Source organism: Streptomyces sp. NPDC054956 (assembly GCF_053609185.1).
In genome coordinates this window covers 1-12,624 of the sequence record NZ_JBSGXB010000228.1, presented here as the reverse complement: position 1 = coordinate 12,624, position 12,624 = coordinate 1, and the positions used below count along the sequence as shown (strand labels likewise).

The window sequence follows — 12,624 nt, the reverse complement described above, 5'->3', positions numbered from 1 at the left end:
AACCCTCTGGGAATCCACGGCGGCCTGGGGGTCGACGACCCCGAGCGCGCCGTAGCGGGCCGCGCACAGGTCGGCCGCGGAGTCCACGATGTGCTGGAGGGTGGTGCGCAGCTCGAGTTCCGAGCCGACGCTGAGCACCGCCTCCAGGAGGACGGGCAGGGTGGAGGGCTGCCGGACCTCGCCGTCATGGGGGGATGGCGCGGCGTGCGTCATTCGGCCAGCGGGTTCAGAACCATGGGGGCGATCTTCCCTTCGAGCATCATGCCGAGGCCCAGTACCGCGCAGACGTCGGGCCGTTCCGCGATGGCCACGGGCATTCCGGTGGCGTCGCGGAGCATCTGGTCCAGGCCCGGCAGCAGGGCGCTGCCGCCCACCATCATGATCCCTCGGTCCGTCAGGTCCGCCACCAGGTCGGGCGGGCAGTCGCGCAGCACCTTGCCGATGCCGTCGAGCACGGCGGTCAGCGGGGTGTGGATGGCGTCCCGGACGGCCGCGGTGTCCACGTGGACGGAGCGGGCGAGCCCGGTGGCCACGTCGCGGCCGTGGATGAGGGTGGAGGTGGGGCCTCCGGCGGTGATGCCGTTGCCGTGCAGGGCCAGTTGCAGCGGGCGGACGGCCTGGCTGGGCAGCATGAGCTCGTGCGCGTGGCGCAGGTGCTGGACCACGGCGTGGTCGATGGCCTCGCCGCCGACGGGGATCCGCTGGGCGGTGACGATCGAGCCGAGCGACAGGACGGCCACCTGGGTGGCCGCGGCCCCGCACACCATGATCATCGTCGCGGTCGGCTGCTCCACGGGCAGTCCGCAGCCGACGGCGGCCGCGATCAGGGTGTCGACGAGTTCGACGCGGCGGGCGCCGAGGCCGACCATCGTCTCCACCGCCGCCCGCTGGGCCAGCGGGTCGGCGTCGTGGGGGGTGCAGGCGGCGGCCCGCAGCCGGGGCTTGCGGCGCAGGGCGCGCCGCAGCTTCTCGCCGAGGAGGTGGCGCAGCATGCGCTGGGCCATCTCGATGTCCACGACGGTGCCGCCGGAGACGGGGCGTACGACACGGATGTAGTCGGGCGTGCGGCCGGTCATCCGTTCGGCGAAGGTGCCGACGGCGATGAGGGCGCCGGTCCGCGTGTTCACCGCGGCGACGCTCGGCTCGTCCACGACGAGACCGGCTCCCTTGACGTACACGCGGGTCCTGGCCGCTCCGAGGTCGACGGCGACGTGGCAGCGGCGCAACTGCTCAAGACTGACGGTCACGGCAGATCCTCCCGAGAGCGCTGACGCAAGAAGACCGGCGGGTGCCGGTCACACTTCGTATCTTCTCGGGTGAATTACCCGTATTGCCCGATTTGATGCTCCGGGTGGGGGGTGTCGTCGGATACGGGAGGGGCGGGAGAGGTGCCGGAGGGTGCTGCACGGGGGTGGATTTCTGTCCCGACAGGCGCGAGCATGCCCGCACCGAACGTGCTACTCGCCCGTAACAAGGTAAAGGGGACCCGATGCTGACGGCCCGCCAGAGACTCCTCGCGCTCCTGACGCTCTGCCCGGTGCTGCTCGCGGCGCCCGCCCTGCCCGCCCAGGCCGCGGGAACGATGTCGGAACCGGTTTCGGGCCGGGCCTCCGCCGGGGCCTCGGCCGCCCGCACCCCGGTCGTCTTCGTCCACGGCTACAACGCCGACCCCGGCGTCTGGGGAGCCCTGGGCGAGGACCTGCGCGCCGACGGGTACGCCGACTCCGAGCTCTTCTCCTTCGGCTACGACACCCACCAGTCCGTCAACGAGGTGCTCTCCGGCCGGCTCGCCGCCTACGTCGACCAGGTCCGCCGGGAGACCGGCGCCGCCCGAGTGGACATCGTCGGCCACTCCTTCGGCTCGCTCGTCAGCCGCTGGTACGTCAAGTTCGGCGGCGGCGGTGCCACCGTCAACCACTGGGTCTCCCTGGCCGGCCCCAACCATGGCACCTCCACCGCCTGGGCCTGCGCCCTGTGGGACCAGGCCTGCCGCGACATGACCCCCGGGTCCTACGTCGTGAAGAACCTGAACTCCGGCGACGAGACCCCCGGCACGGTGAAGTACGCGACCTTCTGGTCCAACTGCGACGAGGTCGTCAACCCCGACGACAGCGTCCCGCTCGCCGGCGCGCTGAACACCCCCGTCGGCTGCCTCAAGCACAACGACCTCCTCGGCGACGACGCCACCTCGGCGGGCGTACGGGCCTTCCTGCGCTCCTAGGCCCCGAGCTCCTGGACCCCGAGCTCCTGGGCCTCCGCGACGAGGACCTCCTGGAGCAGGCCGTACGTGAACTCCGCGACGCAACGTCGCCCCGACGCGGTGAACGCCAGCCGCCACCGCGTCGGGGCGGTCCCCTCCATCGGCCGGACCGGCGCGAAGGCCCGCGCCACCTCGTCCACCGTCGCCGACCAGGGCCGCAGGTCGGCCGGCGACTCCAGTACGGGGCTCCCCGCGCCCGGGGCCCGCACCAGCCACTCGTTCCAGACGGCCCCGTCCGGCGCGGCGAGCACCTCGAAGCGCAGATCGGGCCAGAGCGGCACCGGCCACAGCAGGGCCTCGCAGGTGAGGTCGCCGATCGTGCGGGACTCCACGGCCTCCGGCGGGCCGAGCACCGAGCGATAGCGGGCCAGGGCGCCCCGCGAGCGCGGGGATCTGACCATGGCCTGCCAGCGCTTGTTGGCCTCCCGCTGCTCCGCGAGCGAGGCTCCGAGCCGCAGTCGGGCCTCCTCGGCCAGGCCCGGCTGGAAGTCCGCCATCCGGCGCAGCAGCACCAGTTGGAAGGAGGCGGGCCCGAAGGGACCCCGGGCGCCCGGAGTCGGGTTCGCTGTCATGGAGTCAACGATTCCACACAGGATCCTTACGTCTCCGGGATACGGATGTTGCCGGGGACCACGTAGCGTGCGGCCCCTATGAACTACTGCCCCGCGTGTCGGAGGCACCTCAACGGCGCACTGGCGTGCGCCGGGTGCGGAACCCCGGCCGAGTACCTGATACCCGCCGCGCCCGCGGCCCCCGCCACCGTGGCGGGAGAGCCCGCGGCCCAGTCCACGCTGGCCGATGTGTATGCCGACTCGCTCGTGGTGCTGTCCGTGCCGAACGAGCGCAGGGCCGGTGCGCGCCGCCGGGCCACGCACCGCAGACGCCGCCGGGCCGTGCTGGGCACGGGGCTCGGACTGCTGCTCGCGACCGTGGGTTCGCTGGCGGTGGCGCGGATGGCGGACGACGGGCAGCGCTCCGACCGGGCGGCCACGGTGGTACTGACCGACGACGGTCCCAAGGAGCCGGACGCCCTGCCGAGCCGGCCGGGCGCGCCCGCGCCGCCGTCGGCGCCGCCGTCGGGCAAGGCCCCCGGGACCGCGAAGGCCACCGCCGTCGCCACGAAGACGGCCGGGCCGGGGAGCACCGCCGCGGGCAGTCCGGCGCCCGGGCTGGTGCCGTCGGCCTCCGTGTCGGGCAAGCCGGGGCCGGGGACTCCCGGGCCCGGGGGAACCGCGAGTCCCACGGGGTCGGGGCAGCCCGCGCCGAGCACCTCCGGCACGTCGGGGCCGCCCGGGACGCCCCCGCAGCCCACGCCGAAGCCGAGCAAGACGTGCGTGTTCTGGATCTTCGGCTGCTCCTGAGCCGCTGCCCGTGAGCCGCTGCTCCTGAGCCGCTGCTCGTGAGCGGCCGGCTCAGCCCAGCATGCGCTTGAGCAGGTCGCGCAGGACCGCCCGCTCGGCCGTGGAGAGACCGGCCAGCGGTTCGCGCGCGAAGTCCAGCGACTCGCGCAGCCGGTCGGCGGTCTGCAGCCCCTCCTCGGTGGGCGCGGCCAGTTTGACGCGGCGGTCGGCCGGGTCGGGGCGGCGCTCGACCAGGCCCCGGGTCTCCAGCCGGTCCACGATGCCGGTGATGTTCGACGGCTCGCACTTCAGCTTCTGCGCGATCTTGCGCATCGCCATCGGCTCCAGGGAGAGCAGGTTCAGCACGCGGGCCTGGGCACCGGTCAGCTGGTGGCTGGCGGCCGCGTGCTCGTACTCCTCGTGGTAGCGGGACACGACGTCGCCGATGAGCTCGACGACCTCAACGGTCAGGGGGTCTGCGCGACGACTGGGCATGAAACCAGCGTACCCATTTACTTGACAACATGAAATATCCAGGCGCATGGTTGTTTCACGTTGTGAAGCATTTCTTCCCCCATCAGGAGCGCCTCATGTCCCAGATCCCTGCCGTCAGCCGCGAGTGGCACCTCGTCCGCCGCCCGCAGGGCTGGCCCGTCGCCGAGGACTTCGCCCTGCGCGAGGTTCCCGTCGCCGCCCCGGCCCCCGGCCGGATCCTGGTGCGCAACCTCCACATGTCCGTGGACCCCTACATGCGCGGCCGGATGAACGACGTGAAGTCGTACATCCCGCCCTTCCAGCTCGACCAGCCCATGGACGGCGGCGCGGTCGGCGAGGTCGTGGCCTCCGCCGACGAGCGCTTCGCGGTCGGCGACCACGTCCTGCACGGCCTGGGCTGGCGCGAGTACGCGGACGTGGACGCCAAGCACGCCACCCCCGTCGACGCCTCCCTCGCCCCGCTCTCCGCCTACCTCGGCGTCCTCGGCATGCCGGGCCTGACCGCCTACGCGGGCCTCTTCGAGGTGGCCTCCTTCAAGGAGGGCGACTCCGTCTTCGTCTCCGGCGCCGCCGGTGCGGTCGGCAGCCTCGTCGGCCAGTTCGCCAAGATCAAGGGCGCCTCCCGGGTGATCGGCTCCGCCGGCTCCGACGAGAAGGTGACGCTCCTCACGGAGAAGTACGGCTTCGACGCCGCCTTCAACTACAAGAACGGCCCCGTCGCCGGCCAGCTGCGAGAGGCCGCGCCCGAGGGCATCGACGTCTACTTCGACAACGTCGGCGGCGACCACCTCGAAGCCGCCATCTCCTCCCTGAACGTGCACGGCCGAGCCACCCTGTGCGGGGCCATCGCCCAGTACAACGACACCGAGCCGGCGCCCGGTCCGCGCAACCTCGCGATGGTCATCGGCAAGCGGCTGCGCCTGCAGGGCGTGCTCGTGGGCGACCACGCCGGGCTCCAGCCGCAGTTCGTCCAGGACGTGGCCGGCTGGCTGCGCTCGGGGCAGCTCGTCGCCGACGAAACGGTCTTCGAGGGCGTGGAGAACGCGACCGACGCCTTCCTCGGAATGCTGCGCGGCGAGAACACCGGAAAGATGATCGTTTCCTTCACCCGTTAGGCTCACTCCACACCGCCACGACGCGTGGGCGCGAGTCGCGGCGATTACCAGGAGGATTTCCTTACATGTCCATCCAGCAGTCCGACGTCGCGTACACCGCCGTAGCCACCGCCGAGAACGGCCGTGACGGCCGCGTCTCCACCAGCGACGGCCAGCTCGACGTCGTCGTGAACCCGCCGAAGGAGCTCGGTGGCAGCGGCGAGGGCACCAACCCCGAGCAGCTGTTCGCCGCCGGCTACAGCGCCTGCTTCCAGGGTGCGCTCGGCGTCGTCGCCCGCAACGAGAACGCCGACATCTCCGGCTCCACCGTCACCGCCGAGGTCGGCATCGGCAAGAACGACGAGGGCTTCGGCATCATCGTCAAGATCTCGGCCAGCATCCCGAACGTGGACGCCGCCACCGCCAAGGACCTCATCGAGAAGGCCCACCAGGTCTGCCCGTACTCCAAGGCGACCCGTGGCAACATCACGGTCGAGCTCGCGGTCTGATCCTCGGACGACCCTTCGCGGCTTCATCGCCGAAGGCCGCACCCCGGCACCGGGGTGCGGCCTCCGGCATGTCCGGCCACCGCACTAAACTGCCCCCATGCGTGATCTTGCGGGGGGATTCGGCTATCTGCTGGCCGGACAGCGATGGGTACTGAAGCACGGACGATGGCTCGGCTTCGGCCTGCTCCCGGGGCTCGTCTCGCTGGTCCTGTACGCCGGTGCGCTGATCGGCCTCGGCTACGGCGCCGACGACCTGATCGCTTGGGCGACCCCCTTCGCCGACGGCTGGTCCTCCCCGTGGCTCGGGCTCTTCCGCGGCTTCCTGACCGCCCTGGTCTTCTGCCTCGGACTCTTCCTCGCGGTGATCACCTTCACCGCCGTGACCCTGCTCGTGGGCCAGCCGTTCTACGAGTCCCTCTCGGAGCAGGTCGACCGCAGCGAGGGCGGCGAGGTCCCCGAATCCGGGCTCACGCTCCTCCAGGAACTGTGGATCTCCGCCCGTGACAGCCTGCGCATCCTCGGCCGGGTGCTGCTCTACGGCATCCTGCTCTTCGGCCTCGGCTTCGTCCCGGTGCTCGGGCAGACCGTCGTCCCGGCCGTCGGATTCTGCGTCTCCGGCTTCTTCCTGAGCCAGGAGCTCACCTCCGTCGCCCTGATGCGCCGCCGGATGGAGCTCCCCGAGCAGCTGGCGCTGCTGCGCTCGCGCCGCGCGCTGGTGCTCGGCTTCGGCGTACCGCTGGTGCTCGCCTTCCTGGTGCCGCTCGTCGCCGTGTTCCTGATGCCGGGCGCGGTGGCCGGAGCCACGCTGATGGCCAGGGACCTGGTGGGCGGGGACGAGGAGCAGGGGCAGGAGCAGGAGCAGCCCGAGCAGGCACGGGAAACGCGGGACGCCCACGGCGAAGGCGACGCGGGGCCGACTCCGGCCGGCAGTTTCGGCCCGCCGCCCGCCCACTGGGACGGCCGGGCATCGTAAGGCCCGGATTCCGGGGGGCTCAGCGCTTCAGCAGCGTGATCACCCCGGTCGTGTCCTCGCCGCCGTGGGCCGCCGGATCGGCCTCCAGCCGCTCCCGCATCAGGTCCAGGTACGGGCTGATCAGCTCGGGGCTGACCCCTTGTTCGGCGGCGGCCCGCAGGTAGGTGGCGCTCGCCGCGACCTGCATGGCCAGGTTCGACTCGACGCCCGTGGTGAAGTCCCCCGAGACCAGCCGCTCGGCGGCGGCCCCCGCGAAGAAGCCCATCGCCCCCAGCCACTCCGTCAGCAGCGGAGCCAGGTCCTTCGGGGAGATCCCCTCGCCCTCGATCAGCGCGTAGGCGGTCGAGATCCCGGCGAACAGCCCGGTCATCGCGCTCAGCAGGGCAATGTCGTGCAGGGCCGCGTGCCCGGGGTCGGGGCCGACGAAGCGGGCCCCGGCCGGGACCTCGAGCGTGCCCCGGTGGGCCTCGAAGAGGGTGGGGGAGCCGCTGTAGAAGACGTACCCGCCGGCTTCGGGGACGCCGATCATCGACGGGGTGGCCATGATCCCGCCGTCGAGGAACCGGGCCCCGCGCTCCTCGGCCCACGCCGCGCGGGCGCGGCCGTCGGCGGGGGTGCCGGTGGTCAGGTCGACGAGGTCCTTGCCGGTGAGGTCCACGCCCTCGAGGGCGGAGTCGACGCTTGCGTGGTCCAGCAGGCAGAGCACGACCAGGCCGTTCGCGGCGACCGCCTCGGCGGGGCTCGCGGCGACGACGGCGCCTTCGGCCGCGAGGGCCTCGGCCTTGACGGGGGTGCGGTTCCAGACGGTCAGAGGGTGCCCGGCGGCGAGCCAGGTGCGGGCGAGGGCGGTGCCCATCGAGCCCAGGCCGAGGAGGGTGAGCGGGGTTTTCCTGCTGGTGTCGGTCATGACGATTAGCCTGGTGGCAGGCCGACAGGCGCTCAAGTACGCACTTCGGAGTGGGTGGTTACCCCGAGGTGAGCCAACAGGTGGGGAGGGGTGCGTGATGGCGGTGGCACAGCGGCCCGGTGCGGATCACTGCGGGATCGCGGCGGCGATGTCCGTGATCGACGGCAAGTGGAAGGTGTCGATCCTGTGGGAGCTGGAGCAGCGCCCGCGCCGGTTCGGCGAACTGCGCCGACTGGTCCCGGGGGTCTCCGAGAAGGTGCTCGCGGCCCAGCTGCGCGAGCTGGAGACGGACGGCATCGTCCACCGCGAGGTCTACGAGGAGGTCCCGCCGCGCGTCGAGTACTCCCTGACCCCGCTGGGCGGGGAGCTGAACGAGGCCCTCGCGGCCCTCGGCGCGTGGGGGACGAAGAACCTGATCCCCGACGGGGCGCGGCACACGGCCTGAGACCCCCGGTGAGGGGTCCCGGCCGGTGCGCGGCGGATCAGGCCGGGCGGCTGAACAGCGCCGTCCACAGGAACTCCTCGCCGAAGGAGCCGGAGGCGGGCGGCTCGTCGTTCATCCGGCGCAGCTCGACCTCGGTGAGCTCGCCGAAGATCCACCGGAGCGCTTCGGGGGTGTAGGCGAGGCCGCCCTCGAGGCGGGTCCGGCCGTAGAACTCGGCGTCGGACAGCTCGGAGCCCATCGCGCCCGAGGCGAAGCAGGTGAGGGCGAACCGGCCGCCGGGTGCCAGGAGCCGGTCCAGCAGGGCCAGGTAGCTGACGCGGCGGTGCGGCGGCAGGTGGTGGAAGCAGCCCGAGTCGTAGATCAGGTCGTACGGGCCCACGAGCCCGGCGCCGGCCGCGCCGAAGGCGTCGCCCTGGTGGAAGCGGATCCGCGAGGCCGCCGCCCCGGTCGCGCGGGCCCGCTCCTCGGCCCAGGCCAGGGCCGTCGGGGAGAGGTCCACGGCGTCCACGTCGAAACCGAGCGAGGCGAGGAGCAGGGCGTTGCGGCCGGGGCCGCAGCCCAGGTCGAGGGCGCGCCCGCCCGGGGCGATCAGGCCGCGGTCGAGGTAGGAGACGAGGTTCTCGTCGGGCTTCGCCACGAAGAAGGGGACCGGGCGTTCCCGGTCCGCGTAGAAGCCGTCCCACCAGGAGGAGCCGCCGGTCGTCCAGCGGTCGGCCTCCGGCGCGAAGAGGCCGTCCATGAGGGCGAGCACATCGTCGACACTGCGTATGTTCCGGTCCATCCGAACCCCTTTCCCGTGTCCCCGATCTTACCGTCGAAAAAGGCAAAACCCCAGGTCGGATGGGGTGCAGGGAAGGGCTGGCGGGCCGTTCGGGGCGGTGCGGCGGGCCGGTCGGTCCGGCCCCTTCCAGGGCGGGGCGCCGGCCGCCCGCAGGCCCCTTCGAGGGCCTTCCCGGGGCCTTCCACGGCCGCGCCGGGCCCTGTTTCGCCAGGAGTTCCGGGGCCGTGCCCACCGCGGGGGCGGGCGCACGGGGCTCCGCTATGCTCCTGTGCCACCCGATAGTATGAGCGGCGGCAAGAGTCAAAGCTGTCCCACACCGTCCTTGAGTCCGCGTCCTTGTCCGGAGCGCCGGTCGTTCGGGGCCCGAGCCGGACAGTGGCTTGCTGAGGAACGACCGGCCGCAGGGCCGAGGACCGACCAGCAGTAGGGACATCTTTCAGTGACAGTCAGTACCGAGGAGCCGGTGCCCGCACGCCCGGATCCCGAGAGCAGGACGGCCACGCCCGCCGGATCCGCGTCAGGCCCCGGCCGCCTCCTGCGCTCGCGCGGCGCGCTGCTGCTGCTCGAGGCGGTCGTGGCCTTCTCCGGCGCACTCGTCCTCCCGCTGCTGGCGCGCGGCTTCCATCTCGATCCGCTGGACCGCATCGCGCAGGTCAGCGGCCTGGCCGCGATCCAGCTGCGGTTCGCCCTGCTCGGTCTGCTGCTCGTCGGCCTGGTGGTGCTGGCGATGAGGCTGCGCGGTGGCCGCCACTTCGACCTGGCCACCCGGATATCCGCCGCCGGCATCGTCGGCCTCGCCAGCGGTTTCGTCGGGGCGGGCGCCGTGGTCGCGCTCCACGGCACGCCGTGGCCGATGTTCGGCCTCAACGGCGACAGCGGCCGGATCGTCGAGTGGGCCCACATGGTGGCCAACGGGCAGCCTTCGGGCTCCCCGGTCTACCCGCCGGCGCCGCTCTACACCCTCGGGTACTACGCCGAGTGGTTCCGCCACGGGAACACCGCCTACGCCTTCAAGGACCTCCAGATCCTCGGGGCCGCCTTCTTCGGCCCGCTCACCTACTTCGCCTGGCGCATGCTGCTCAGCCCGATCCGGGCGCTCGCCTTCGGCGTCGTACCGGCCTTCGCGCTGATCGACGCCTACAAGCCGTACAGCCAGACGGTCCTCGTCGTGCTCGTGCCGGTGCTGGTGGCCATGGTCGTGGCGCTGAGCCGCAGCGGCACCGCGAACTGGCGCCCGCTGCTGCTCAAGGGCGCCGGCTTCGGCGCGCTGCTCGGGCTGCTCTTCCTGACCTACTCGGGCTGGTTCCTGTGGAGCGCGGCCGGCGTGTTCTTCGCCGCGCTGCTGTACTTCCCGTGGAAGACCGGCCGGCTCAAGGGCGCCGCGTTCATGGGCGCGGCCCTGGCCGCGTTCATGGTGGTGGCCGGGAAGTACCTGCTGGTCATGCTCAAGGAGGGGCAGACCACCAAGGACAGCAACTTCACCTTCGACACCCTCACCGACCCGGCGTACTACCTGATGTGGCGCACGGACATGCCGGGCAAGGTGGGCGAATGGCCGCTGCCCGGCGAGTTCGGCGGGGTCGGGCTGTTCGCCATCGTGACCTTCGTCTGCCTGGGCGTCGCGATCTGGCTGGGCCTGCGCAAGCCGATGGTGGTCACGATCGCCGCGATGTTCATCTCCGCGTGGCTGATGCGGATGTACATCGCCTCGCACATGTACGAGACGCAGACGGTCCAGCTCTACCTCCGCACCAACAACCAGCTGCTCTACTGCGGTCTGATCCTGGCCGCGCTGGTGGCCCACCTGGTCTCCCAGCGGCTGGCCGAACGGCGCACCACGGACGCGGGGTCGGGCGCGGGCACCGACGCGAACCCGGGAACCACCGCGACACGCCGGGGTTTCCCGGGCCGTGAGGGGGCCGTCATCGGAACCCTGTGTGCGCTGTTGCTCCTGCTCGGCACGGTGTCCTCCTCGATGGCCGACCGGTACATGCCGGCCCAGGACGGCACTTACCGCATCCTGCCGTACGTGTCGCACACTATTCGTCAGCAGAATGGCAAATGCCCGAAATTCGCCCCGGAGCACAAGTGCTCCAAGGAGGGCGATCAGACGTGGCTGACCTACATTCCCTTGATCACGAGGACGACATGATCTCCGCATTGACGCGGCTGGCCGACTGGTCGGCCCGGACCCCCAAGAGGCTCTGGGCCGTCAGCTTCGTCCTCTTCTTCACCATCGCAGCCTCCTGGTCCGCGGCCACCCCGCTCGGCGCGTCCCCCGACGAGCACGCGCACTTCATCCGGGCGGCGGCCGTCGCCCGGGGGCAGATCAACGGCTCCGAGGTGATGGTCCCGCACGTGGTGGCGGGCATTCCCGGTGAGTTCGCCGAGACCGGCGTAAAGCTCCCGGAGTGGTACGCGGAGCTCCCCAAGCACCACGAGTGCTACTCGTGGCACGCCGGAACGGCCGCGTCCTGCGCACCCGAGATCGGCGACTCCCAGAAGATCGTCGAGGTCCCCACCGCAGCGGGTCGCTACCACCCGGCCTACTACATGCTGACCGGCTGGCCGAGCCTGCTGGTCGACGGCCCCAAGGGGCTGTACCTGATGCGCCTGATGGCGGCGCTGTTCTGCTCGGCCCTGCTGGCCGGCGCCGTGGTCATGGCCGCGGGGCGGGAGCGCGGACGTTCGCTCGCCGTGCTCGGAGTCCTCACCGCGGCCACGCCGATGACCCTGCTGATGATCGGCATGGTCAACCCCAGCGGCGGCGAGATCGCTGCCGGAATCCTGCTGTGGACGGCCCTGCTGTCGATCACCATGTCACCCGATCCGGCGCTGCTGAACCGCAGGCTGGCCGGGGCCGGCGTCGGCGGCCTGGTGCTGATCACCATCCGGCCGCTCGGGCTGATCTGGTTCGCGGGGGCGGTCGTCTTCGCGCTGGTGCTGGCCAAGCGCGGTGCGCTGCGCCAGGTGTTCCGCGCCAAGGCCATGTGGGTCTGGACGGGGGTGCTCGGCCTCGCCACGGCCGGTGCGCTGCTCTGGGCGTCGGCCCACCCCGACAACTCGGTGATCAAGGTTCCCTGGTGGCTCACCACGAGGGAAGCGGCTCGCAAGACGTTCGGTAACACCGAGATGTACATCCACCAGATGCTCGGCTATTTCGGCTGGCTGGACACGCCGGCGCCGCGCTTCACCTGGTACGTCTGGCTCGCCGTGATCTGCGTGGGCTTCGTGCTGGCGCTGTTGTACAGCCGCAAGCGCGAAGCGGTGGCGCTGATCGGGATGGTCGTGGCGATCGTGCTGGTGCCGGTGGTGGCGCAGGCCGCGCAGGCGGAGAAGATCGGCATGGTCTGGCAGGGCCGCTACCTGCTGCCCTTCGCGGTCGGCCTGCCCCTGATGGTGGCGATGATCTGCGCGAGGCGGGCGTCCGACAAGGGCTTCCCCTGGCGCCGGCTGGTCGGCTACGGCGCGGCCGGCCTCGCGGTGGCGAACGCGATCGCGTTCCTCTGGGTGCTGCGGCGCTTCGCGGTCGGCCTCAAGGGCCCCTGGATCCCGTTCTCGGCGCACTGGACCCCGCCCGGCGGCTGGCCGCTGTGGAGCGTCGTGTACACCGTGGCGGCGTTCGCCCTGGTGGTGCCGGTGCTGATGCGCGACCGCGCGCCGGAGCTGCGGTCCGGAGCGGATCCGGACCCGGCCGCCGAGTCCGCGGAGCCCGCCGGACCGGCCGCGTCCGCGGAACTCGCCGAGTCCGCCGAATCCGCCGGCCCCGCACGGGTGAAGACGGCAGGCTGAGTGCTCCGCGGGCCCGCCCCCTCAAGGG

13 protein-coding genes and 1 pseudogene are annotated in these 12,624 nt (G+C 72.0%); 8 read left to right on the top strand and 6 right to left on the bottom strand.

Annotation, left to right across the window (positions count from 1 at the left end):
* A pseudogene (locus tag ACWGDE_RS28035) lies at positions 1 to 213 on the bottom strand (hypothetical protein); the annotation flags it as partial.
* On the bottom strand, positions 210 to 1,247 hold the full coding sequence (locus tag ACWGDE_RS28030; protein WP_453391816.1) for a rod shape-determining protein: 1,038 nt from the start codon (positions 1,245 to 1,247) through the stop codon (positions 210 to 212). The gene ACWGDE_RS28030 and the pseudogene ACWGDE_RS28035, both read right to left, overlap by 4 nt.
* 242 nt (positions 1,248 to 1,489) lie before the next feature.
* Here ACWGDE_RS28030 and ACWGDE_RS28025 point away from each other — a divergent pair, with 242 nt between their 5' ends.
* On the top strand, positions 1,490 to 2,221 hold the full coding sequence (locus tag ACWGDE_RS28025; protein WP_453391815.1) for an esterase/lipase family protein: 732 nt from the start codon (positions 1,490 to 1,492) through the stop codon (positions 2,219 to 2,221).
* Here the strand turns inward: ACWGDE_RS28025 and ACWGDE_RS28020 are convergent.
* Positions 2,218 to 2,832 (bottom strand): hypothetical protein, encoded by a 615-nt coding sequence (locus tag ACWGDE_RS28020; RefSeq protein WP_453391814.1) that lies wholly within the window; start codon positions 2,830 to 2,832, stop codon positions 2,218 to 2,220. The genes ACWGDE_RS28025 and ACWGDE_RS28020 overlap by 4 nt on opposite strands.
* A 78-nt stretch (positions 2,833 to 2,910) precedes the next feature.
* Here ACWGDE_RS28020 and ACWGDE_RS28015 point away from each other — a divergent pair, with 78 nt between their 5' ends.
* Complete coding sequence (locus ACWGDE_RS28015) at positions 2,911 to 3,621, top strand: SCO2400 family protein (protein ID WP_453391813.1); 711 nt, start codon at positions 2,911 to 2,913, stop codon at positions 3,619 to 3,621.
* A gap of 51 nt (positions 3,622 to 3,672) precedes the next feature.
* On the opposite strand, the gene ACWGDE_RS28010 is transcribed toward ACWGDE_RS28015, so the two are convergent.
* Positions 3,673 to 4,095: a MarR family winged helix-turn-helix transcriptional regulator gene (locus ACWGDE_RS28010; protein WP_453391812.1), complete on the bottom strand. Its 423-nt coding sequence runs from the start codon at positions 4,093 to 4,095 to the stop codon at positions 3,673 to 3,675.
* A 95-nt stretch (positions 4,096 to 4,190) separates the two neighbouring features.
* Here ACWGDE_RS28010 and ACWGDE_RS28005 point away from each other — a divergent pair, with 95 nt between their 5' ends.
* The 3 genes from ACWGDE_RS28005 (at position 4,191) to ACWGDE_RS27995 (ending at position 6,671) form a co-directional block, all read left to right on the top strand.
* The gene (locus ACWGDE_RS28005; protein WP_453391811.1) at positions 4,191 to 5,210 is read left to right on the top strand and encodes an NADP-dependent oxidoreductase; all 1,020 of its coding nucleotides are present in this window, start codon (positions 4,191 to 4,193) and stop codon (positions 5,208 to 5,210) included.
* A 65-nt stretch (positions 5,211 to 5,275) separates the two neighbouring features.
* Positions 5,276 to 5,698, top strand: a complete 423-nt coding sequence (locus ACWGDE_RS28000; protein WP_453391810.1) for an organic hydroperoxide resistance protein — start codon at positions 5,276 to 5,278, stop codon at positions 5,696 to 5,698.
* 97 nt (positions 5,699 to 5,795) lie between these two features.
* The gene (locus tag ACWGDE_RS27995) at positions 5,796 to 6,671 is read left to right on the top strand and encodes an EI24 domain-containing protein (protein WP_453391809.1); all 876 of its coding nucleotides are present in this window, start codon (positions 5,796 to 5,798) and stop codon (positions 6,669 to 6,671) included.
* 19 nt (positions 6,672 to 6,690) lie between these two features.
* On the opposite strand, the gene ACWGDE_RS27990 is transcribed toward ACWGDE_RS27995, so the two are convergent.
* Positions 6,691 to 7,578, bottom strand: a complete 888-nt coding sequence (locus ACWGDE_RS27990) for an NAD(P)-dependent oxidoreductase (RefSeq protein WP_453391808.1) — start codon at positions 7,576 to 7,578, stop codon at positions 6,691 to 6,693.
* A gap of 97 nt (positions 7,579 to 7,675) precedes the next feature.
* On the opposite strand from ACWGDE_RS27990, the gene ACWGDE_RS27985 reads away from it, so the two are divergent.
* Positions 7,676 to 8,023 carry a winged helix-turn-helix transcriptional regulator gene (locus tag ACWGDE_RS27985; RefSeq protein ID WP_453391807.1) on the top strand — a complete coding sequence of 116 codons (348 nt, stop codon included), beginning with the start codon at positions 7,676 to 7,678 and terminating at the stop codon, positions 8,021 to 8,023.
* A 37-nt stretch (positions 8,024 to 8,060) separates the two neighbouring features.
* On the opposite strand, the gene ACWGDE_RS27980 is transcribed toward ACWGDE_RS27985, so the two are convergent.
* The gene (locus ACWGDE_RS27980) at positions 8,061 to 8,804 is read right to left on the bottom strand and encodes a class I SAM-dependent methyltransferase (protein WP_453391806.1); all 744 of its coding nucleotides are present in this window, start codon (positions 8,802 to 8,804) and stop codon (positions 8,061 to 8,063) included.
* A 439-nt stretch (positions 8,805 to 9,243) separates the two neighbouring features.
* Here ACWGDE_RS27980 and ACWGDE_RS27975 point away from each other — a divergent pair, with 439 nt between their 5' ends.
* Complete coding sequence (locus tag ACWGDE_RS27975) at positions 9,244 to 10,956, top strand: hypothetical protein (RefSeq protein WP_453391805.1); 1,713 nt, start codon at positions 9,244 to 9,246, stop codon at positions 10,954 to 10,956.
* A complete protein-coding gene (locus tag ACWGDE_RS27970) occupies positions 10,917 to 12,596 on the top strand; it encodes a DUF2142 domain-containing protein (RefSeq protein ID WP_453391804.1) in 1,680 nt (559 codons plus the stop codon). Before ACWGDE_RS27975 ends, ACWGDE_RS27970 begins: the two co-directional genes overlap by 40 nt.
* Positions 12,597 to 12,624 lie beyond the last annotated feature (28 nt).